19 protein-coding genes are annotated in these 14,244 nt (G+C 67.3%); 12 read left to right on the plus strand and 7 right to left on the minus strand.

Going from position 1 to position 14,244, the window contains the following annotated elements; genetic code table 11:
- Nucleotides 1-7: 7 nt before the first annotated feature.
- Complete coding sequence (locus OF829_RS08700; protein WP_264939620.1) at nucleotides 8-604, minus strand: DUF2306 domain-containing protein; 597 nt, start codon at nucleotides 602-604, stop codon at nucleotides 8-10.
- 75 nt (nucleotides 605-679) lie between these two features.
- Between OF829_RS08700 and OF829_RS08705 the strand changes: the two genes are divergently transcribed.
- From OF829_RS08705 to OF829_RS08730, 6 genes are all read left to right on the plus strand, one after another.
- Entirely contained in the window at nucleotides 680-1,174 is a 495-nt protein-coding gene (locus OF829_RS08705) for a hypothetical protein (protein WP_264939621.1), read from the plus strand.
- Between the two features lie 73 nt (nucleotides 1,175-1,247).
- Nucleotides 1,248-1,571 (plus strand): ArsR/SmtB family transcription factor, encoded by a 324-nt coding sequence (locus tag OF829_RS08710; protein ID WP_264939622.1) that lies wholly within the window; start codon nucleotides 1,248-1,250, stop codon nucleotides 1,569-1,571.
- Nucleotides 1,568-1,987, plus strand: coding sequence for an SRPBCC family protein (locus tag OF829_RS08715; protein ID WP_264939623.1), 420 nt, complete (start codon nucleotides 1,568-1,570; stop codon nucleotides 1,985-1,987). The genes OF829_RS08710 and OF829_RS08715 overlap by 4 nt, the downstream gene beginning before the upstream one ends.
- Before the next feature lie 13 nt (nucleotides 1,988-2,000).
- Nucleotides 2,001-2,216 (plus strand): hypothetical protein, encoded by a 216-nt coding sequence (locus OF829_RS08720; RefSeq protein WP_264939624.1) that lies wholly within the window; start codon nucleotides 2,001-2,003, stop codon nucleotides 2,214-2,216.
- A 4-nt stretch (nucleotides 2,217-2,220) separates the two neighbouring features.
- Nucleotides 2,221-2,634 (plus strand): DUF1801 domain-containing protein, encoded by a 414-nt coding sequence (locus OF829_RS08725; protein ID WP_264939625.1) that lies wholly within the window; start codon nucleotides 2,221-2,223, stop codon nucleotides 2,632-2,634.
- Between the two features lie 14 nt (nucleotides 2,635-2,648).
- On the plus strand, nucleotides 2,649-3,032 hold the full coding sequence (locus OF829_RS08730) for a DUF1801 domain-containing protein (RefSeq protein ID WP_264939626.1): 384 nt from the start codon (nucleotides 2,649-2,651) through the stop codon (nucleotides 3,030-3,032).
- Here the strand turns inward: OF829_RS08730 and OF829_RS08735 are convergent.
- On the minus strand, nucleotides 3,029-3,562 hold the full coding sequence (locus tag OF829_RS08735) for a pseudouridine synthase (RefSeq protein ID WP_264939627.1): 534 nt from the start codon (nucleotides 3,560-3,562) through the stop codon (nucleotides 3,029-3,031). The two genes, OF829_RS08730 and OF829_RS08735, sit on opposite strands and share 4 nt — an antisense overlap.
- A gap of 108 nt (nucleotides 3,563-3,670) precedes the next feature.
- Between OF829_RS08735 and OF829_RS08740 the strand changes: the two genes are divergently transcribed.
- The gene (locus OF829_RS08740; RefSeq protein ID WP_264939628.1) at nucleotides 3,671-3,919 is read left to right on the plus strand and encodes a type II toxin-antitoxin system Phd/YefM family antitoxin; all 249 of its coding nucleotides are present in this window, start codon (nucleotides 3,671-3,673) and stop codon (nucleotides 3,917-3,919) included.
- On the plus strand, nucleotides 3,909-4,193 hold the full coding sequence (locus OF829_RS08745; protein WP_264939629.1) for a type II toxin-antitoxin system RelE family toxin: 285 nt from the start codon (nucleotides 3,909-3,911) through the stop codon (nucleotides 4,191-4,193). Before OF829_RS08740 ends, OF829_RS08745 begins: the two co-directional genes overlap by 11 nt.
- Here the strand turns inward: OF829_RS08745 and dxs are convergent.
- From dxs to OF829_RS08770, 5 genes are all read right to left on the minus strand, one after another.
- Nucleotides 4,190-6,115 carry a 1-deoxy-D-xylulose-5-phosphate synthase gene (dxs, locus tag OF829_RS08750; RefSeq protein ID WP_264939630.1) on the minus strand — a complete coding sequence of 642 codons (1,926 nt, stop codon included), beginning with the start codon at nucleotides 6,113-6,115 and terminating at the stop codon, nucleotides 4,190-4,192. The two genes, OF829_RS08745 and dxs, sit on opposite strands and share 4 nt — an antisense overlap.
- A gap of 251 nt (nucleotides 6,116-6,366) precedes the next feature.
- Nucleotides 6,367-6,831, minus strand: a complete 465-nt coding sequence (locus OF829_RS08755; RefSeq protein ID WP_264939631.1) for a Fur family transcriptional regulator — start codon at nucleotides 6,829-6,831, stop codon at nucleotides 6,367-6,369.
- Nucleotides 6,832-6,986: 155 nt separating this feature from the next.
- Nucleotides 6,987-7,373, minus strand: coding sequence for a MerC domain-containing protein (locus OF829_RS08760; RefSeq protein WP_264939632.1), 387 nt, complete (start codon nucleotides 7,371-7,373; stop codon nucleotides 6,987-6,989).
- 72 nt (nucleotides 7,374-7,445) lie between these two features.
- Entirely contained in the window at nucleotides 7,446-8,423 is a 978-nt protein-coding gene (locus OF829_RS08765; RefSeq protein ID WP_264939633.1) for an alpha/beta hydrolase, read from the minus strand.
- 163 nt (nucleotides 8,424-8,586) lie between these two features.
- Nucleotides 8,587-9,258, minus strand: coding sequence for an RBBP9/YdeN family alpha/beta hydrolase (locus tag OF829_RS08770; protein WP_264939634.1), 672 nt, complete (start codon nucleotides 9,256-9,258; stop codon nucleotides 8,587-8,589).
- A 124-nt stretch (nucleotides 9,259-9,382) separates the two neighbouring features.
- Between OF829_RS08770 and OF829_RS08775 the strand changes: the two genes are divergently transcribed.
- The 4 genes from OF829_RS08775 (at nucleotide 9,383) to OF829_RS08790 (ending at nucleotide 14,244) form a co-directional block, all read left to right on the plus strand.
- Nucleotides 9,383-10,327 carry a 2OG-Fe(II) oxygenase family protein gene (locus tag OF829_RS08775; protein ID WP_264939635.1) on the plus strand — a complete coding sequence of 315 codons (945 nt, stop codon included), beginning with the start codon at nucleotides 9,383-9,385 and terminating at the stop codon, nucleotides 10,325-10,327.
- Between the two features lie 5 nt (nucleotides 10,328-10,332).
- The gene (locus OF829_RS08780; protein WP_264939636.1) at nucleotides 10,333-11,064 is read left to right on the plus strand and encodes a TlyA family RNA methyltransferase; all 732 of its coding nucleotides are present in this window, start codon (nucleotides 10,333-10,335) and stop codon (nucleotides 11,062-11,064) included.
- A gap of 80 nt (nucleotides 11,065-11,144) precedes the next feature.
- A complete protein-coding gene (locus OF829_RS08785; RefSeq protein WP_264939637.1) occupies nucleotides 11,145-13,070 on the plus strand; it encodes a TonB-dependent receptor domain-containing protein in 1,926 nt (641 codons plus the stop codon).
- A gap of 124 nt (nucleotides 13,071-13,194) precedes the next feature.
- The gene (locus tag OF829_RS08790) at nucleotides 13,195-14,244 is read left to right on the plus strand and encodes an efflux RND transporter periplasmic adaptor subunit (protein ID WP_264939638.1); all 1,050 of its coding nucleotides are present in this window, start codon (nucleotides 13,195-13,197) and stop codon (nucleotides 14,242-14,244) included.

The raw sequence follows: 14,244 nt of genomic DNA on the forward strand, positions 1-14,244 counted from the left end.
CGCGCCTCTAGGCGCCGCGGGGACGAAAGGCGAGTCTGAGGCCTCCGGGCTGGCGCGAGAGCCATAGCGCGGTTCCGCCCAGCGGGAGGAGCCAGGCGATCCATGAATCGCAGGCATAGAAACTCTCGTACCAGCGGCTGCTGCCATAGAGTGCCCAAAGCGCCAGCCAGAGCCGGAAGAACACCGCGCCCGAGGTCGCCGCCATCATCAGCAGCATGCAGGCGCGATGCTCGGCGATGCGGCGGTTGCGGATGTTGACGATGCCCAGCCCCAGCAGCGCCAGCCAGCTGGTCGCCTGTGCGGAGAAGCCGAGCGCCGACCAGGTGGTGACCGGTGCGACCCAGGCGACCGGATAGGCGGTCAGCCCCGCGACCAGCACGTCCGCCGCCGCGATCCGGCCCATCCAGCGGTGCCATTGCCGGCGCGGGCGCAGCGCAAGCGTCAGCGGCACGAGGATCAGCGCCAGCGCGCCGGTGACCATGTGGAGCGGGAAGGTGACCGGCAGCAGCTCGACCTTGACCGCAAGGGCTTCGGGGAAATCGCTGCTGTCGAACGCGGCCGACAGCCCCCGTTCAGCTGTATAGAGTACAAAGAGCGCGATCACTGATAAGATCAGTACGGAAGCGGCACGTCCGGAGCGTCCGCCGATGCGTAGCTTTTCCAGAGAGGAGTGCATCATATGGCCTTATCCCAGTCGCTCATTCGATTGTCGATGCTCGTTCCCGTGCTGCTCGGGGGGCTTGCTCTGTCCGGCCCGGTGCCCGCCGCGGCCGAGGGTCCGGGATCAGCTACGCCCTATTATGGCCGCTGGACGGTGAACGAGGACCGCCCGGTCTTCACCGCGCGCGGCAAGCTCTACAAGACCATCGACATCGCGCAGTGCGGCAAGGATTTCTGCGGCGTGAGCGTGGACGACCGCGGCAAGTGCGGCGCGGTGCTGTTCCGCTTCCTCGCCAAGAATGTCCGCGCCGATACGCTGCGCGGTCACGGCAAATGGGGCAATGAGCAGAAGAATGTCGTGATCTATTCGTACGGCGAGCCCGAGGCCGGCAGCCCCCGGAGCTTCGAACTCTATCTGGGCGACGGCCACAGCTTCGGCGAACGCTCCGGCAGCATGCCCAAATTCCACGCCGAATATAAGCGCACCGGCAATGCGAAGTGCAGCACGCGCTGATCCGCATTTAGGGCATTGACACACTCATAACTCGCTGGTTATGGATCATCCATAGCCAGCGAGTTATGATTCGATGCTCGAACGCCACGACCTGTTGTTCAAGACCCTGGGCGACCCGACCCGGCGCGCGATCTTCGAGCGTCTGTGCCGCGAGGGCGAGCAGACCGTCGCGGCGCTGACCACGCATGCGGGCATCTCGCAGCCCGCGGTTTCGAAACATCTCGGCGTGCTGAAACAGGCCGGCCTTGTCGCTGGTCGCGATGCCGGCCGCCAGACGCATTACAGCGCGCTCCCCGGTTCGCTCGCCCCGCTCAATGACTGGACGCGGGAGATGGAGACGTTCTGGGAACGAAGATTCGACGATCTCGAGGATCTGCTGAAGAGGATGGACCAATGAGCGAGACGCAGACGGTCACGATCGAGCGCGAATTTCCCCATCCGCCGTCGCGGATCTGGCGCGCGCTGACCCAGCCGCATCTGATCCAGGAATGGCTGATGCGGAATGATTTCGTGGCCGTCGTGGGTCACCGCTTCAATTTGAACGGCGACTGGGGCGGGACGCTCGATTGCGAGGTGCTCGAGGTCGAGCCCGAGCGAAGCCTGTCGTACCGCTGGGATCACGCGCATGCCGATCCCGCCTATGACCTCAAGAGCGTGGTCAGCTTCACGCTCGAGCCGACCGCGGGCGGCACGCTGCTGCGGATGGAGCAGGAGGGTTTCCGGCCCGAGCAGAAGGCGGCGTCGGGCGGTGCGCGTTACGGGTGGCAGCAATTCTTCGGGAAGCTGGAGACGCTGCTGGCGACGCTGGATTGAAGGGAGGAATGGGATGAACTGGAACAGGCTGATCCGGCAGATCCATCGCTGGACGTCGATCGTCTTCGCGGGGATCGTCGCGGCGATCTTCGTGATGCTGGGGGTGGGTGCGAGCCCCGCGCAGTGGGTTTATTTCCTGCCGCTGCCGCCGCTCTTCCTGCTGCTGGCGACGGGGCTGTACATGTTCGCGCTGCCCTATTTCGCGAAGTCGCGGCAGGTGGCGGGCTGAGGCGATGGCGGCGGAGAAGACAGAGTTGCTGTCGGGCGGCAATCCCCGGATCGCCAAGGGCGAGGGGGACGCCCCGGTGCAGGCCTATATCGCGGCGATGCCGGGGTGGAAACGCGATGTCGGGCACTGGCTCGACGCGCTGATCGTGCGGACGGTGCCCGAGGTGCGCAAGGCGGTGAAGTGGAACTCGCCCTTTTATGGAGTGGAGGGAGAGGGATGGTTCCTGAGCTTCCACTGCTTCAACGCCTATGTGAAGGTGGCGTTCTTTCGCGGGGCGGCGCTGGAACCGATGCCGCCGGTTTCGTCGACGGGCCCGGATACGCGCTATCTCCATATCCATGAGGGCGACGCACCCGACGAAGCACAGGTGGCAAGCTGGATCCGGCAGGCCGCGGCGATACCCGGCTGGATGGCCTGAAAGGAGCGGATAGAATGAGCGAGAGCGGCAAGACTCCATCGCAGTTGATCGACGAACGCATCGCCGAACTGGGCGACTGGCGCGGCGCGATGCTCGCGCGGTTGCGCGCGCTGATCAAGGCGGCGGTGCCCGAGGTGGTCGAGGAATGGAAATGGCGCGGCGTGCCGACCTGGTATGCCGACGGCATGATCTGCACCGGCGAGACCTATAAGAAGGTCGTCAAGCTGACCTTCGCCAAGGGTGCGGCGCTCGACGATCCCAAGCGGCTGTTCAATTCGAGCCTCGACGGCAATGTCCGCCGCGCGATCGATTTCGAGGAAGGAGCCGAGGTCGATGAGGCGGCGCTCAAGGCGCTGTTCCGGGCGGCGGTGGCGCTCAATCGGGCGGGGAAGCGCTAGGCTTCGCGCCATTCGCCAGGTGCGATGCCGTCGAGTGCCCAGTCGCCGATCCGCCAGCGCACCAGCCTGAGCGTCGGGAAGCCGATCGCGGCGGTCATGCGGCGAACCTGGCGGTTGCGGCCCTCGCGGATCGTCAATTCGATCCAGCAATCGGGGACGCTCTTGCGGAAACGGACGGGCGGATCGCGGGGCCAGAGGTCCGGCGGATCGATGCGGCGTGCGTCGGCGGGAAGGGTCATGCCGTCCTTGAGGCGGACGCCCTTGCGCAACGGTTCGAGCGCGGCATCATCCGGATCGCCTTCGACCTGGACGAGGTAGGTCTTGGCCGTCTTGTATTTCGGATCGGCGATCCGTGCCTGCAGCCGCCCGTCATCGGTGAGCAGCAACAGTCCCTCGCTGTCCTGATCGAGCCGGCCCGCGGGATAGACGCCGGGCACCTTCACGAAATCCGCGAGCGTGGGCCGGGGCGATCCGTCGCCGCTGAACTGGCAGATCACGCCGTACGGCTTGTTGAACAGGATCAGCGCCATGGTTGCAGCCGCCTGTACCGGTAGTATCGGTCATCGCAACCTCCATCGATTGCGCGCCGCGATAAAATGACCTATATATCGACCAATATTATAGTCTGGAATTCGAACATGGTCGAACCTCTCCTCGCGGGCGCGAGCATCAGCATCAGCGATTTCAAGAAGAATCCTTCGGCCGCGATTGCCGCCGCGGACGGGTTTCCGGTCGCGATCCTCAACCACAACAAGCCTTCGGCATATCTGGTGCCGGCGGCGGCCTGGGCCGAGATGGTCGAGCGATTGGAAGATGCCGATCTCGCCGCGCTGGTCCGCGCGCGCGCCGACGAAGTGCCGGTGCCCGTCCGGCTCGATGACCTATAACCTCGCCTTCCTGCCGAGCGCACTCAAGGAATGGGAAAAGCTCGGTGGCAATGTCCGGGCGCAGTTCAAGAAGAAGCTCGCCGAACGGCTGGAGGCGCCGCATGTCGAGGCCTCACGGCTTTCGGGAATGCCCGATTGCTACAAGATCAAGCTGCGCGCGGCGGGGTATAGGCTGGTGTACCGTGTCGATGACGCGGTGGTGACGGTAATCGTCGTGGCAGTGGGCAAGCGGGACCGGAATGCGGTGTACAAGGCGGCGGCGGGGCGGCTTTAGGCCCGCGCCCCGCCTTCGACCGCGGCTTCGTTCCAGCGCAGTGCCTTGAGCACCGTCTCGACGATCGCGTCGGCGTCGAGCCCGGCTTCGGCGTACTGCTTCTCCGGCTTGTCCTGGTCCTGGAAGACATCTGGCAGGCGCATCGTGCGGAGCTTGAGGCCCGCGTCGATCAGGCCCTGGTCGCTCGCCATGGTGAGGACATGCGCGCCGAGGCCGCCGATGCTGGCTTCCTCGACCGTCACCGCGACTTCGTGGCTGGTGAGCAGGCGGCGGATCAGCTCCTCGTCGAGCGGCTTGGCGAAGCGCAGGTCGGCGACGGTGGTCGAGAGCCCCTTGGCCTCGAGCGCATCGGCGGCCTTGAGCGCTTCCGCCAGCCGCGTGCCGAGCGAGAGGATCGCGACCTTGTGCCCCGTTCGGACGATCCGGCCCTTGCCGATCTCGAGCCGCTCGGCGACTTGCGGAAGCGCCACCCCGGTGCCGTTGCCGCGCGGATAGCGGACCGCGATCGGCCCCGTGTCGTGGAGCGCGGCGGTATGGGTCATATGGACCAGCTCGGCCTCATCGGCCGCGGCCATCACCACCATGTTGGGCAAGGTCGCCAGATAGGTGACGTCGAAGCTGCCCGCATGGGTCGCGCCATCGGCGCCGACCAGCCCGGCGCGGTCGATCGCGAAGCGGACCGGCAGGTTCTGGATCGCGACGTCATGGACGACCTGGTCATAGGCGCGCTGGAGGAAGGTCGAATAGATCGCGCAGAAGGGCCGCATCCCCTGCGCGGCGAGGCCCGCGGCGAAGGTGACCGCGTGCTGCTCGGCGATGCCGACATCGAAGGCGCGGTCGGGATGGGCCTTGGCGAACCGGTCGATCCCGGTGCCCGATGGCATGGCGGCGGTGATCGCGACGATGGTGGGATCGCGGTCGGCCTCCTTGATCAGCTGGTCGCCGAAGACATTCTGATAGGCGGGCGGGCCCGGGGGCGCCTTGGCCTGTGCGCCGGTGATCACGTCGAACTTCTGGACGCCGTGATATTTGTCCGCCGCCGCCTCGGCGGGGGCATAGCCCTTGCCCTTCTTGGTGACGACATGGACGAGGATCGGCCCATGCTCGCTGTCGCGGACATTTTCGAGCACCGGGATCAGGTGGTCGAGATTATGCCCGTCGATCGGGCCGACATAGTAGAAGCCCAATTCCTCGAACAGCGTCCCGCCGGTCATCCAGCCGCGCGTGAACTCCTCGGCCTTGCCCGCGGCGAGGGTGAGGCGGCGCGAGACCTTCTGGACGACGCGCTTGGCGAGGCTCCTGAGGCCGAGATATTCGGACGAGGAGATCAGCCGCGCGAGATAGGCGGAGAGCCCGCCCACCGGCGGGGCGATCGACATGTCGTTGTCGTTGAGGATCACGATCAGCCGGTTGCCCGCGGCCTCGGCATTGTTCATCGCCTCATAGGCCATGCCGGCCGACATCGCGCCGTCGCCGATCACCGCGATCGCCTTGCCGGGCCGCTCGACGAGCTTGTTCGCCACCGCGAAGCCCAGTGCGGCGCTGATCGAGGTCGAGCTGTGCGCCGCGCCGAACGGATCGTACTCGCTCTCGCTGCGCTTGGTGAAGCCGCTCAGCCCCCCGCCCATGCGCAGCGTCCGGATGCGGTCGCGCCGGCCGGTGAGGATCTTGTGCGGATAGCATTGGTGCCCGACGTCCCAGATCAGCCGGTCGGCAGGGGTATCGAACACATAGTGGATCGCGACGGTCAGCTCGACCACGCCGAGCCCGGAGCCGAGATGGCCCCCGGTGGTGCCGACCGCCGAGATCGTCTCGGCGCGCAGCTCGTCGGCGAGCTGGCGAAGGTCGGCGGGCTTGAGCTTGCGAAGGTCGTGCGGCGTTTCGACCGTGTCGAGCAACGGCGTCGGTGGCAGATCGGACATGCTTCGCCTGTACCCCAGTAGGGGCCTCAAGTCGAACGCTGTGATTCGGGAATTGCCGTGCAGATTCAGTGCAGCTTGCCGTAGCGGCATGCCGATAGTGCGAAGCGAAAGTTGACACAAACTTGACACTGATCGCGCCCGTTCGGGCCGGTCGGTCTCGCGATGTCAAAGAGCGGCCGCGGGGCTTCCGGCGCACCGAGCCAAGCAGGCGAAATCCAACATTTCAAGACGATTTCCGAGGGAGCGGCGGCTCACTCGCAGTCGGCGCATTTCCCGCGGACTTCGATCACCGGGCGCTCGGGCGAGAAACCCGCGCCCTTGGCCGCCGAGCGGACGCTTTTGGTGATCGCATCGTCGTCGATATGCGTGGTCTGGCCGCAGCTGTCGCAGACCAGGAAGATGCAATCGTGCAGGCAATCCGGATGCGCATTGGCGACATAGGCGTTGGCGCTCTCGACCCGGCGGGCAAGGTTGGAGCCGACGAACAGGTCGAGGATGCGATAGACGCTGTTGGCGGCGACGCGGCGGCCCTCGATCTTCGAGACCGCCTCGGCGATGTCATAGGCGGAGGCGGGCTTGTCGAAGCCGGCCAGCGCCTCGAACACGCGCTCGCGCATCGCGGTCCATTGCTCGCCGGATTTCTCCAGCGTGGTCTGCGCGGCGCGGGTGAGGTCCGAACCGTGATGTTCGTGGTGATCGTGGGCGTGTGCAGCCATGGCACTGATTTAGGCGCCCGGAGCGCCTATCGCAATGGGCGCTTGTTTGTCGCGGTGCCGGCCCGCTCCCCCTCCCGGCCACCCTTACTTTAGTAGCCTATGGGTGGCCGGGAGGGGGAGCGGGCCGGCACCGCAAATCGGCGTGAGCCGACCAATCAATAAGTCGCGCGGCGGTTGAGGTCGTGGCCGAGCGCGACGAGCGCCACGCCGACAAGGGTCCACCAGGTCTCGAACTCGCCATGCGGCAGCGACAGCGCGCCCGCCATGATGCCGATCCCGAACGCGCCCACCACCGCGGGCATCATATAGCCATGGCTCATGATGCCGCGGCCGAGCGCGACCACGCCGAACAGGATCGCGAGCGTCAGCCCGATTTCGTGGATCGCGGGGTTGAGCAGGCCGCCGGCCGCCGAGAAGACCGCGAGGAAGATCGTCGTCGCCAGGCAATGCGCAAAGCACAGCCCGCTCATACCCATCGCAATGCGATCGATACGTGAGTCGAGGCCGCCCCAGATGCGGGTCAGGGAGAGAGTCGCCGGCATGGGAGACGATATAACCCCGCGATCCTTAAGTTACAACATATCATTGCGGGAAAAATCGGGACAGCGAGTGATCTAGCCCAGCCAGTTGTGGCGTGCGGCGAAGGCCATGAAGAGTTCGGGCCAGACCTGGATCGGCTTGCCCGCGGTGAAGCGCAGCCCGAAGCCATGGCCGCCCTCCTCGAAGACATGCGTCTCGACCGGCACCCCCGCCGCCTTAAGCGCGTCGCGCAGGCGGAGCGTGTTGGCGACGGGGAGGACGGGGTCGTCCTCGGCATGGCAGAGGAAGCAGGGCGGGGTGGCCTTGCTCACCTGCGCGTCGAGCATCTGCCAGCCGGGGCCGCTCGCCGGGACCTGGGTGGTGGTGCCGAGCGTGGTACCCTGCTGCGCGCCCAGGAACGGGTCCATCGCGATCGCGGGATACATGGGGGCGGCGACGATCGGCCTGGCGTCCTGCGTGTCGGCGGCGTCGACGGGGGTGTAGACCTTCTCGGCGTGGCGCGTGGCGAGATCGCCGCAGACATGGCCACCCGCCGAATAGCCGAGCGCGGCCACCCGCTTGGGATCGATCTTCCACTCGGCGGCGCGGTGGCGGATCAGCCGCATCGCGCGCTGGGCGTCGGCGAGCGCGACGTTGCGCGGCTTGTCCCAGCCCTGGCCGGGGAGGCGGTAGAAACAGACGAACGCCGTCACCCCGCGCTCGGCGAGCCAGGCTGCGAGCTCATAGCCCTCCTTGTCCATCACCACGCGCTGATAGGCGCCGCCCGGGGTGATCATCAGCGCCGCGCCGTTGGGGCTCTTCGCGGGGAAGACGTCCATGCGCGGGGTGCGGACCCTGACCATCGCGCGGTCGAGGATGGCGGGGTCCTTGCTGCGCTCGAGCACTTCGTCCTTGAGTGCGGGATCCTTGAGTCCGGGCGCCTCGCCGGGCCACAAATTGACGCTGAAGGCGGGCTGGGGATGACCCGCATCGGCCGCGCGCGCGGTGGCGGGGAGGATCGTGGCGGCGGCTAGCGCGGTCCCGATCACGGTGCGGCGGTCTACCGGTGTCATGGGGGCACTGTGCCGCGAATTGTGGAGCAGGGCAATCAGGTAGGCCGGGCGAACGCTCTAGGGGACGCCGCCCGGCCATGCCCGCAGTCTCTATCTGGGTTTTTCCTCCTCCGTCGCCATTGAACCTGCGGTAATCCGAATTGCCGCTGCGCCAGCCCGAGGCTCAGGCGCCGAGGAAATGCGCCTGCGCCGCCTCGGTCGCGTTGATCGCGAGCAGCGTGCGCCCCTCGCCGGCGTTGCGCGGGCGGCCGCCGCGGTCCGACGCGGCGTCTAGCACGCGGTCGAGCAGTGCCTGGCCTTCCTCCCACCAGCCGATCCCGCTCGCGGCGTTGAGGTGCCCTTGCGGCCCGGCATCGACGTGGAAGCTGCCCCAGGCGTTGGCGAGTTCGCGCGCCCGGTGGGTGGAGACCCAGGGATCGTCGCTGCTTGAGACGAGGATCGAGGGGAAGGGGAGCGGCTTGGCCGGCGCCGGGCGGAAGGTGGCGAGCGCCTTCGACGCGCCGGTGCGGTCGACATCGGCAGGGGCGACGAGCAGCGCGCCCGCGACCGGCCAGCCGAACGGTTGCCCGGCGAGCTCGGCCCACCAGGCGACGGCGAGGCAGCCCAGGCTGTGCGCGGCGAGCACCACCGGCGCCTGCGCGCCGCGGATCGCCTGGTCGAGCTTGGTCACCCAGGCGTTGCGATGGGGGGCATCCCACATGCCCAGCTCGACGCGGGTGGTGTCGGGGCGCGACTGCTCCCACAAAGTCTGCCAGTGCGAGGGGCCCGATCCGCCGAGACCGGGGACGGTGAGGATCAGCGGCGAACCGCTGTCGATGGAGGTAAAGACGGACATTCCGATCTCCCAAGGGAGGTGTGGCCGGAAGCCGTTGGATAATTCCTATCAAATTAGTGTGCAATAAGTGTGCGGCGGAGTGCGGCGCTGGTGCGCCGGGATGATCCGCGATAGAGGCGGGCCCATGGCGAAGTCAGTGCTCGACGTCGAGGAAGCGCGGCTTCGGACCGCGGAAGGGCTGAAGCTGTGCCTCGCCGGCGACGAGGCGGGGGGGATCGCGCGCTACCATGGCTGTCTGCTGCCCGAGGTCGCGGGGAAGCTGGGGCTGATGGTGCATCTCCGGATGATGGAAGGCGCGGGCAGGACCCTCGCGGCGGATCAGTTGCGGACGATGATGCTGCGCAAGGGCAACGACATCACCTATGCATCGGTGGCGCCCAATGCCTCGCCCGAGGATGCCGTCGCCGAATATGAGGACCGGTTCGCGCGGGGCATGGGTAATGCCGTGATGATCGAAGCCTATCTGCGTGCGCTGGGCCGGCTCGGGCGGACCGATCGCGTCGCCGCGATGTTCGATACGGCGCGGCTGCTCCACCGCACCCGGATCGGCGATCACGAAGCGGTGGCGCGGGCGATGCTCGAGGCCGAGCCGGACTTCACCTATGGATCGGAGACGATCACACGGCAGATGCGGTACCGCCACCGGATCGAGCGGCTGGGCAACCCGGTTTACGACGCGCTGCTTGCCGAGATCCGGGCCGAGATTGCGGCGCATTGCGCGCGCTGGGCGGCGAGCGGCCATCCGCTGGCGCGGCTGGTGCCGGATGCGGTCGAGATGAAGAGCTGGGCGATGATCGCGCGCGCCGAGGGGCATAATGTCCGCCACGTCCATCCCTATGGCTGGGTGACGGCGATCTATTATCCGGCGGGGCTGCCCGAAGGGAGCATGGGCGGCCAGCTTCGCGTCGGCGGATGGCAGGACCCGCCCCCGCCGGGCTGGCCCGACGTGTCGATTACGCCCGAGCCGGGGCTGCTGGTCATCCTGCCTTCCTGGTACGTCCATTGGACCGAGCCGACCCGCGCCGCGGGCGCGCGGCTGGCGATCACCACCGAAGCGGTGGCGGCCTGAGCCCCATGGCCAAGATGCGCGCCGATCAGATGCTCGTCGACCGTGGACTGGCGGAGAGCCGGACGCGGGCGCAGGCGCTGATCATGGCCGGGCTGGTGTTCGCGGGCGACCGCAAGATCGACAAGCCCGGCCAGCCGGTTGCCGACGATGTCGCGCTGGACGTGCGCGGGCGCGATCATCCCTGGGTGTCGCGCGGCGGGATCAAGCTGGCGCACGCGCTTGATCATTTCGGCTGGGACGTGAGCGGCGCGGTGGCGATCGACGTGGGGTCCTCGACCGGGGGCTTCACCGATGTGCTGCTGAGCCGGGGCGCCGCCCGCGTCTATGCCGTCGATTCGGGGACCAATCAGCTTGCCTGGAAGCTGCGGCAGGACCCGCGCGTGATCGTCCATGAACAGACCAGCGCGCGCATCCTGACGGCAGCGCATATCCCCGAGACCGTAGATCTGGTGGTGTGCGACGCGAGCTTTATCGGGCTCGCCAAGGTGCTCGAGGCGCCGCTCGGTTTCGTGCGGCCCGGCGGGCGGCTGGTCGCGCTGATCAAGCCGCAGTTCGAGGCCGGGCGCGAGGAGGTGGGGAAGGGCGGTGTCGTCCGCGATCCCCAGGTGCACGAGCGCGTGTGCCGCGAGGTTTCGGACTGGCTCGTGTCGAAGGGCTGGACCGTCGAGGGCATCGCCACCAGTCCGATCACCGGGCCCGAGGGCAATGTCGAGTTCCTCATTGCTGCATATTGCTGATCGGACTATTGGTTCATCCATGGTTCAGCCGCTGAACCGTGTTATTGCGCTATAGCAACAATACACGATTGGGGTGATCGATGTTGAGGGAGACCCTGCGGCTTTCGGCCGCGGCGATGGCGCTGCTCATCACCATGCCGGCACTGGCCCAGCGCACCGACGACAATGCCGTGACGCAGGCCGAAGACGCCTTCGGCACCAGCGTCGGCGAGGAGTCGATCGGCATCTACAATGATTTCGACGTCCGCGGTTTTTCGCCCGTGGACGCGGGCAATGTCCGGATCGAAGGGCTGTATTTCGACATGCAGACCGGGCTGACCGGACGCGTCTCCGATGGCTCGACGGTCCGCGTCGGCCTTTCCGCGCAAAGCTATGCATTCCCGGCGCCCACAGGCATCGCCGATCTGTCGCTTCGCAAGCCCGGCGCCAGGCGGCTGATCTCGGCGGGGGCGGGGTTCGGGCCGTGGAATGGCGGCTATGCCGATGTCGATGTCCAGCTGCCGATCGATGGCGAGCGGCTCGGCCTCGCGGCGGGGATGGGCATCTATCGCTACGGCCAGCCCTATGGCGGTTCGCCGCAGGATTTCTCGCTGGGCGCGGTGGCGCGCTGGGCGCCGCGGCCGGGCGTCGAGATCATGCCCTTCTGGAGCCGCATCCGCGACACCGACAACGAAGCGCAGCCGCTGCTCTTCACCAGCGGCGATTTCCTGCCCAAGCGCTTCAAGCGCAACGAATTCTACGGCCAGCACTGGGCCGACGACAATAGCGAGCAGACCAATTACGGCCTGCTCGCGCGCGCCGATCCGGCCGGGTTCGAGGTGCGGCTGGGGGTGTTCCGCTCGATCTTCGACAGCGATACCTCGGCGGTCGATCTGCTGTTCGATACCGCGCCCGACGGATCGGTCGGCAAGCGGCTGATCGTGCTTGAAAATGGCGACAAGTCCGCCTCGACTTCGGGCGAGCTACGCGTCTCGCGCCATTTCGACGAGGGGGTGCGTAGGCATACGCTGATCGCCTCGGTGCGCGGCCGCGCGCAGGACCGGCGCTATGGCGGCGCGGCGCTGGTCGATCTGGGCGCCTCGACCAGCCTGGGCGAGGATTTCCGCCCGGAGCCCGTCACTACCCAAGGGCCCAAGACCCAGGACCGCGTCCGCCAGACCACCTTCGGCGTGGCGTATCAGGGCCGCTGGCGCGGGATTGGCGAGCTGGGTTTCGGTATCCAGAAGACCGATTACACCAAGCGCATCACCGATCCGAACCCGGCGGTGATCTTCCCCGAAAGCCATGACGCGCCGATCCTGTTCAGCGCAACCGCGGCCTTTTATGCGACGCCGAAGCTGGCCTTCTATGGCGGCTATACGCGCGGGCTCGAGGAGAGCCCGGTCGCCCCGCGCGAGGCGGTCAACCTCAACGAGGCGCCGCCCGCGATCCGCACCCGCCAGGCCGATGCCGGGGTGCGCTGGAGCGTCGGCAAGATCACCGCGGTGGTCGGCGTGTTCGATGTCGAAAAGCCCTATTTCAACCTCGATCCGGCGCTGCGCTTCCGCCAGCTCGGCATGGTCCGCAACCGGGGCATCGAATTCTCGGTCGCGGGACAGATATTGCCCGGACTCAATGTCGTGGCGGGCAATGTTCTGATCGATGCCAAGGTTTCGGGCGAGGAGGTGCGCAACGGCACGATCGGCGCGCGCCCGGTCGCGAGCTTCCGGCGGCACACGATCCTGAGCCTGGACTACCGGCTGCCCAATTCGCCCTTCTCGTTCGACGCCTTCGCCGAGGGGACGAGCGACCGCGTCGCCAATTCGGCGAACACGCTGTTCATCCCGACCCGCGCGGTCCTCAATCTCGGCACGCGTTACCGGTTCAAGCTGGGCGAAGCCGATGCGCTGTTCCGCTTCCAGGTGGCGAACGTGACCAACACCTTCGGCTGGTCGAACGGCAACAGCGGCTTCTACGTCCCCAACGGATCGCGCCGCTTCTCGATGAGCGTTGCGACGGACATCTGACGCGGGGCGCCGGACACGCGCTTTCGGTTTGGAAACACCGGGGCAATAGTGATCGCCCAGAGCCCGAAACCAAGGGCTCCGCCCTTGCGTTTCCACCCCCGTGCGGGTTAGCCGCTAAGGTTCGATGCGAATACCGGCTCTGATGCTCGCGCTGACAGCGCTTCTAGGCGGCTGCGGCCAGCAGGCGAATGGTGCTGCCAACAAGCGCGAGGCCCCGCTCGTCACCGTCGCCACCGTGAGCACCCAGCGCTTCGTCGAGAAGATCGACGCGGTCGGCACCGCGGTCGCCAACGAGCAGGTGACGCTCGCCGCCCCCGTGACCGAGCGGATCGTGCGGCTCAACTTCGACGATGGCGAGTTCATCCAGAAGGGGCAGGTCGTGGCGGTGCTCGCCAACAGCCAGGAGAACGCCCAGCTCGCCGAGGCCGGCGCGCGCGAGCGCGAGGCGAACCAGCAGCTCGCCCGGCTCAACGCGCTCAAGGCGCGCGGCTTCGCGACCAACAGCGCGGTCGATGCCCAGACAGCGCTCTCCGCCCAGGCACGCGCCCAGGCGGCGCAGGCACGCGCGACGATCAGCGACCGCGTGATCCGCGCGCCCTTTTCGGGCTGGGTGTCGCTGCGCAACATCTCCGCCGGTGCGGTGGTGACCGCGGGAACCGAGATCGCGATGATCAGCGACGTCTCGCGGATCAAGCTCGACTTCGCGGTGCCCGAGACGGTGCTGTCGCGCGTCGCGCCGGGGCAGGTGATCTTCGCCAAGGCGGCCGCCTGGCCCGACCAGCCCTTTCACGGCGTGATCGCGACGATCGATCCGGTGCTCAACCCGCAGACCCGCGCGGTCACGATCCGCGCGATCCTGCCCAATGGCGACCGGCGGCTGAAGCCCGGCATGCTGCTGACCGTCACGATCGAATCGCAGGCGCGCGAGAGCGCCGCGGTGCCCGAGCTCGCGGTCGTGGGCGAGGGCAATGACAGCTATGTCTATATCCTCGAAGGCGACACCGCGAAGCGCGTGAAGGTCACCACCGGGATCCGACAGGACGGGATGGTCGAGATCCTCTCGGGCATCCAGCCCGGCCAGCGCGTGGTGACCGAGGGCGTGGTCAAGCTCGGCGGGCCCAGCCAGAAGGTGCGGCTGGGTGGGGGCGAGAACAACCGCCACAAGGGCAAGTAA

It is taken from the genome of Sphingomonas caeni (genome assembly GCF_026013415.1).
Taxonomy (GTDB): domain Bacteria; phylum Pseudomonadota; class Alphaproteobacteria; order Sphingomonadales; family Sphingomonadaceae; genus Sphingomonas; species Sphingomonas caeni.

Bases quoted from the DNA above. Each gene is read 5' to 3' on its own strand.
- OF829_RS08755 (WP_264939631.1), bottom strand. From the start codon at position 6,831: ATGGCTGCACACGCCCACGATCACCACGAACATCACGGTTCGGACCTC.
- dxs (WP_264939630.1), bottom strand. From the start codon at position 6,115: ATGTCCGATCTGCCACCGACGCCGTTGCTCGACACGGTCGAAACGCCG.
- OF829_RS08765 (WP_264939633.1), bottom strand. From the start codon at position 8,423: ATGACACCGGTAGACCGCCGCACCGTGATCGGGACCGCGCTAGCCGCC.
- OF829_RS08735 (WP_264939627.1), bottom strand. From the start codon at position 3,562: ATGGCGCTGATCCTGTTCAACAAGCCGTACGGCGTGATCTGCCAGTTC.
- OF829_RS08745 (WP_264939629.1), top strand. From the start codon at position 3,909: ATGACCTATAACCTCGCCTTCCTGCCGAGCGCACTCAAGGAATGGGAA.
- OF829_RS08785 (WP_264939637.1), top strand. From the start codon at position 11,145: ATGTTGAGGGAGACCCTGCGGCTTTCGGCCGCGGCGATGGCGCTGCTC.
- OF829_RS08715 (WP_264939623.1), top strand. From the start codon at position 1,568: ATGAGCGAGACGCAGACGGTCACGATCGAGCGCGAATTTCCCCATCCG.
- OF829_RS08740 (WP_264939628.1), top strand. From the start codon at position 3,671: ATGGTCGAACCTCTCCTCGCGGGCGCGAGCATCAGCATCAGCGATTTC.
- OF829_RS08720 (WP_264939624.1), top strand. From the start codon at position 2,001: ATGAACTGGAACAGGCTGATCCGGCAGATCCATCGCTGGACGTCGATC.
- OF829_RS08730 (WP_264939626.1), top strand. From the start codon at position 2,649: ATGAGCGAGAGCGGCAAGACTCCATCGCAGTTGATCGACGAACGCATC.
- OF829_RS08770 (WP_264939634.1), bottom strand. From the start codon at position 9,258: ATGTCCGTCTTTACCTCCATCGACAGCGGTTCGCCGCTGATCCTCACC.
- OF829_RS08775 (WP_264939635.1), top strand. From the start codon at position 9,383: ATGGCGAAGTCAGTGCTCGACGTCGAGGAAGCGCGGCTTCGGACCGCG.
- OF829_RS08710 (WP_264939622.1), top strand. From the start codon at position 1,248: ATGCTCGAACGCCACGACCTGTTGTTCAAGACCCTGGGCGACCCGACC.
- OF829_RS08780 (WP_264939636.1), top strand. From the start codon at position 10,333: ATGGCCAAGATGCGCGCCGATCAGATGCTCGTCGACCGTGGACTGGCG.
- OF829_RS08705 (WP_264939621.1), top strand. From the start codon at position 680: ATGGCCTTATCCCAGTCGCTCATTCGATTGTCGATGCTCGTTCCCGTG.
- OF829_RS08760 (WP_264939632.1), bottom strand. From the start codon at position 7,373: ATGCCGGCGACTCTCTCCCTGACCCGCATCTGGGGCGGCCTCGACTCA.
- OF829_RS08790 (WP_264939638.1), top strand. From the start codon at position 13,195: ATGCGAATACCGGCTCTGATGCTCGCGCTGACAGCGCTTCTAGGCGGC.
- OF829_RS08725 (WP_264939625.1), top strand. From the start codon at position 2,221: ATGGCGGCGGAGAAGACAGAGTTGCTGTCGGGCGGCAATCCCCGGATC.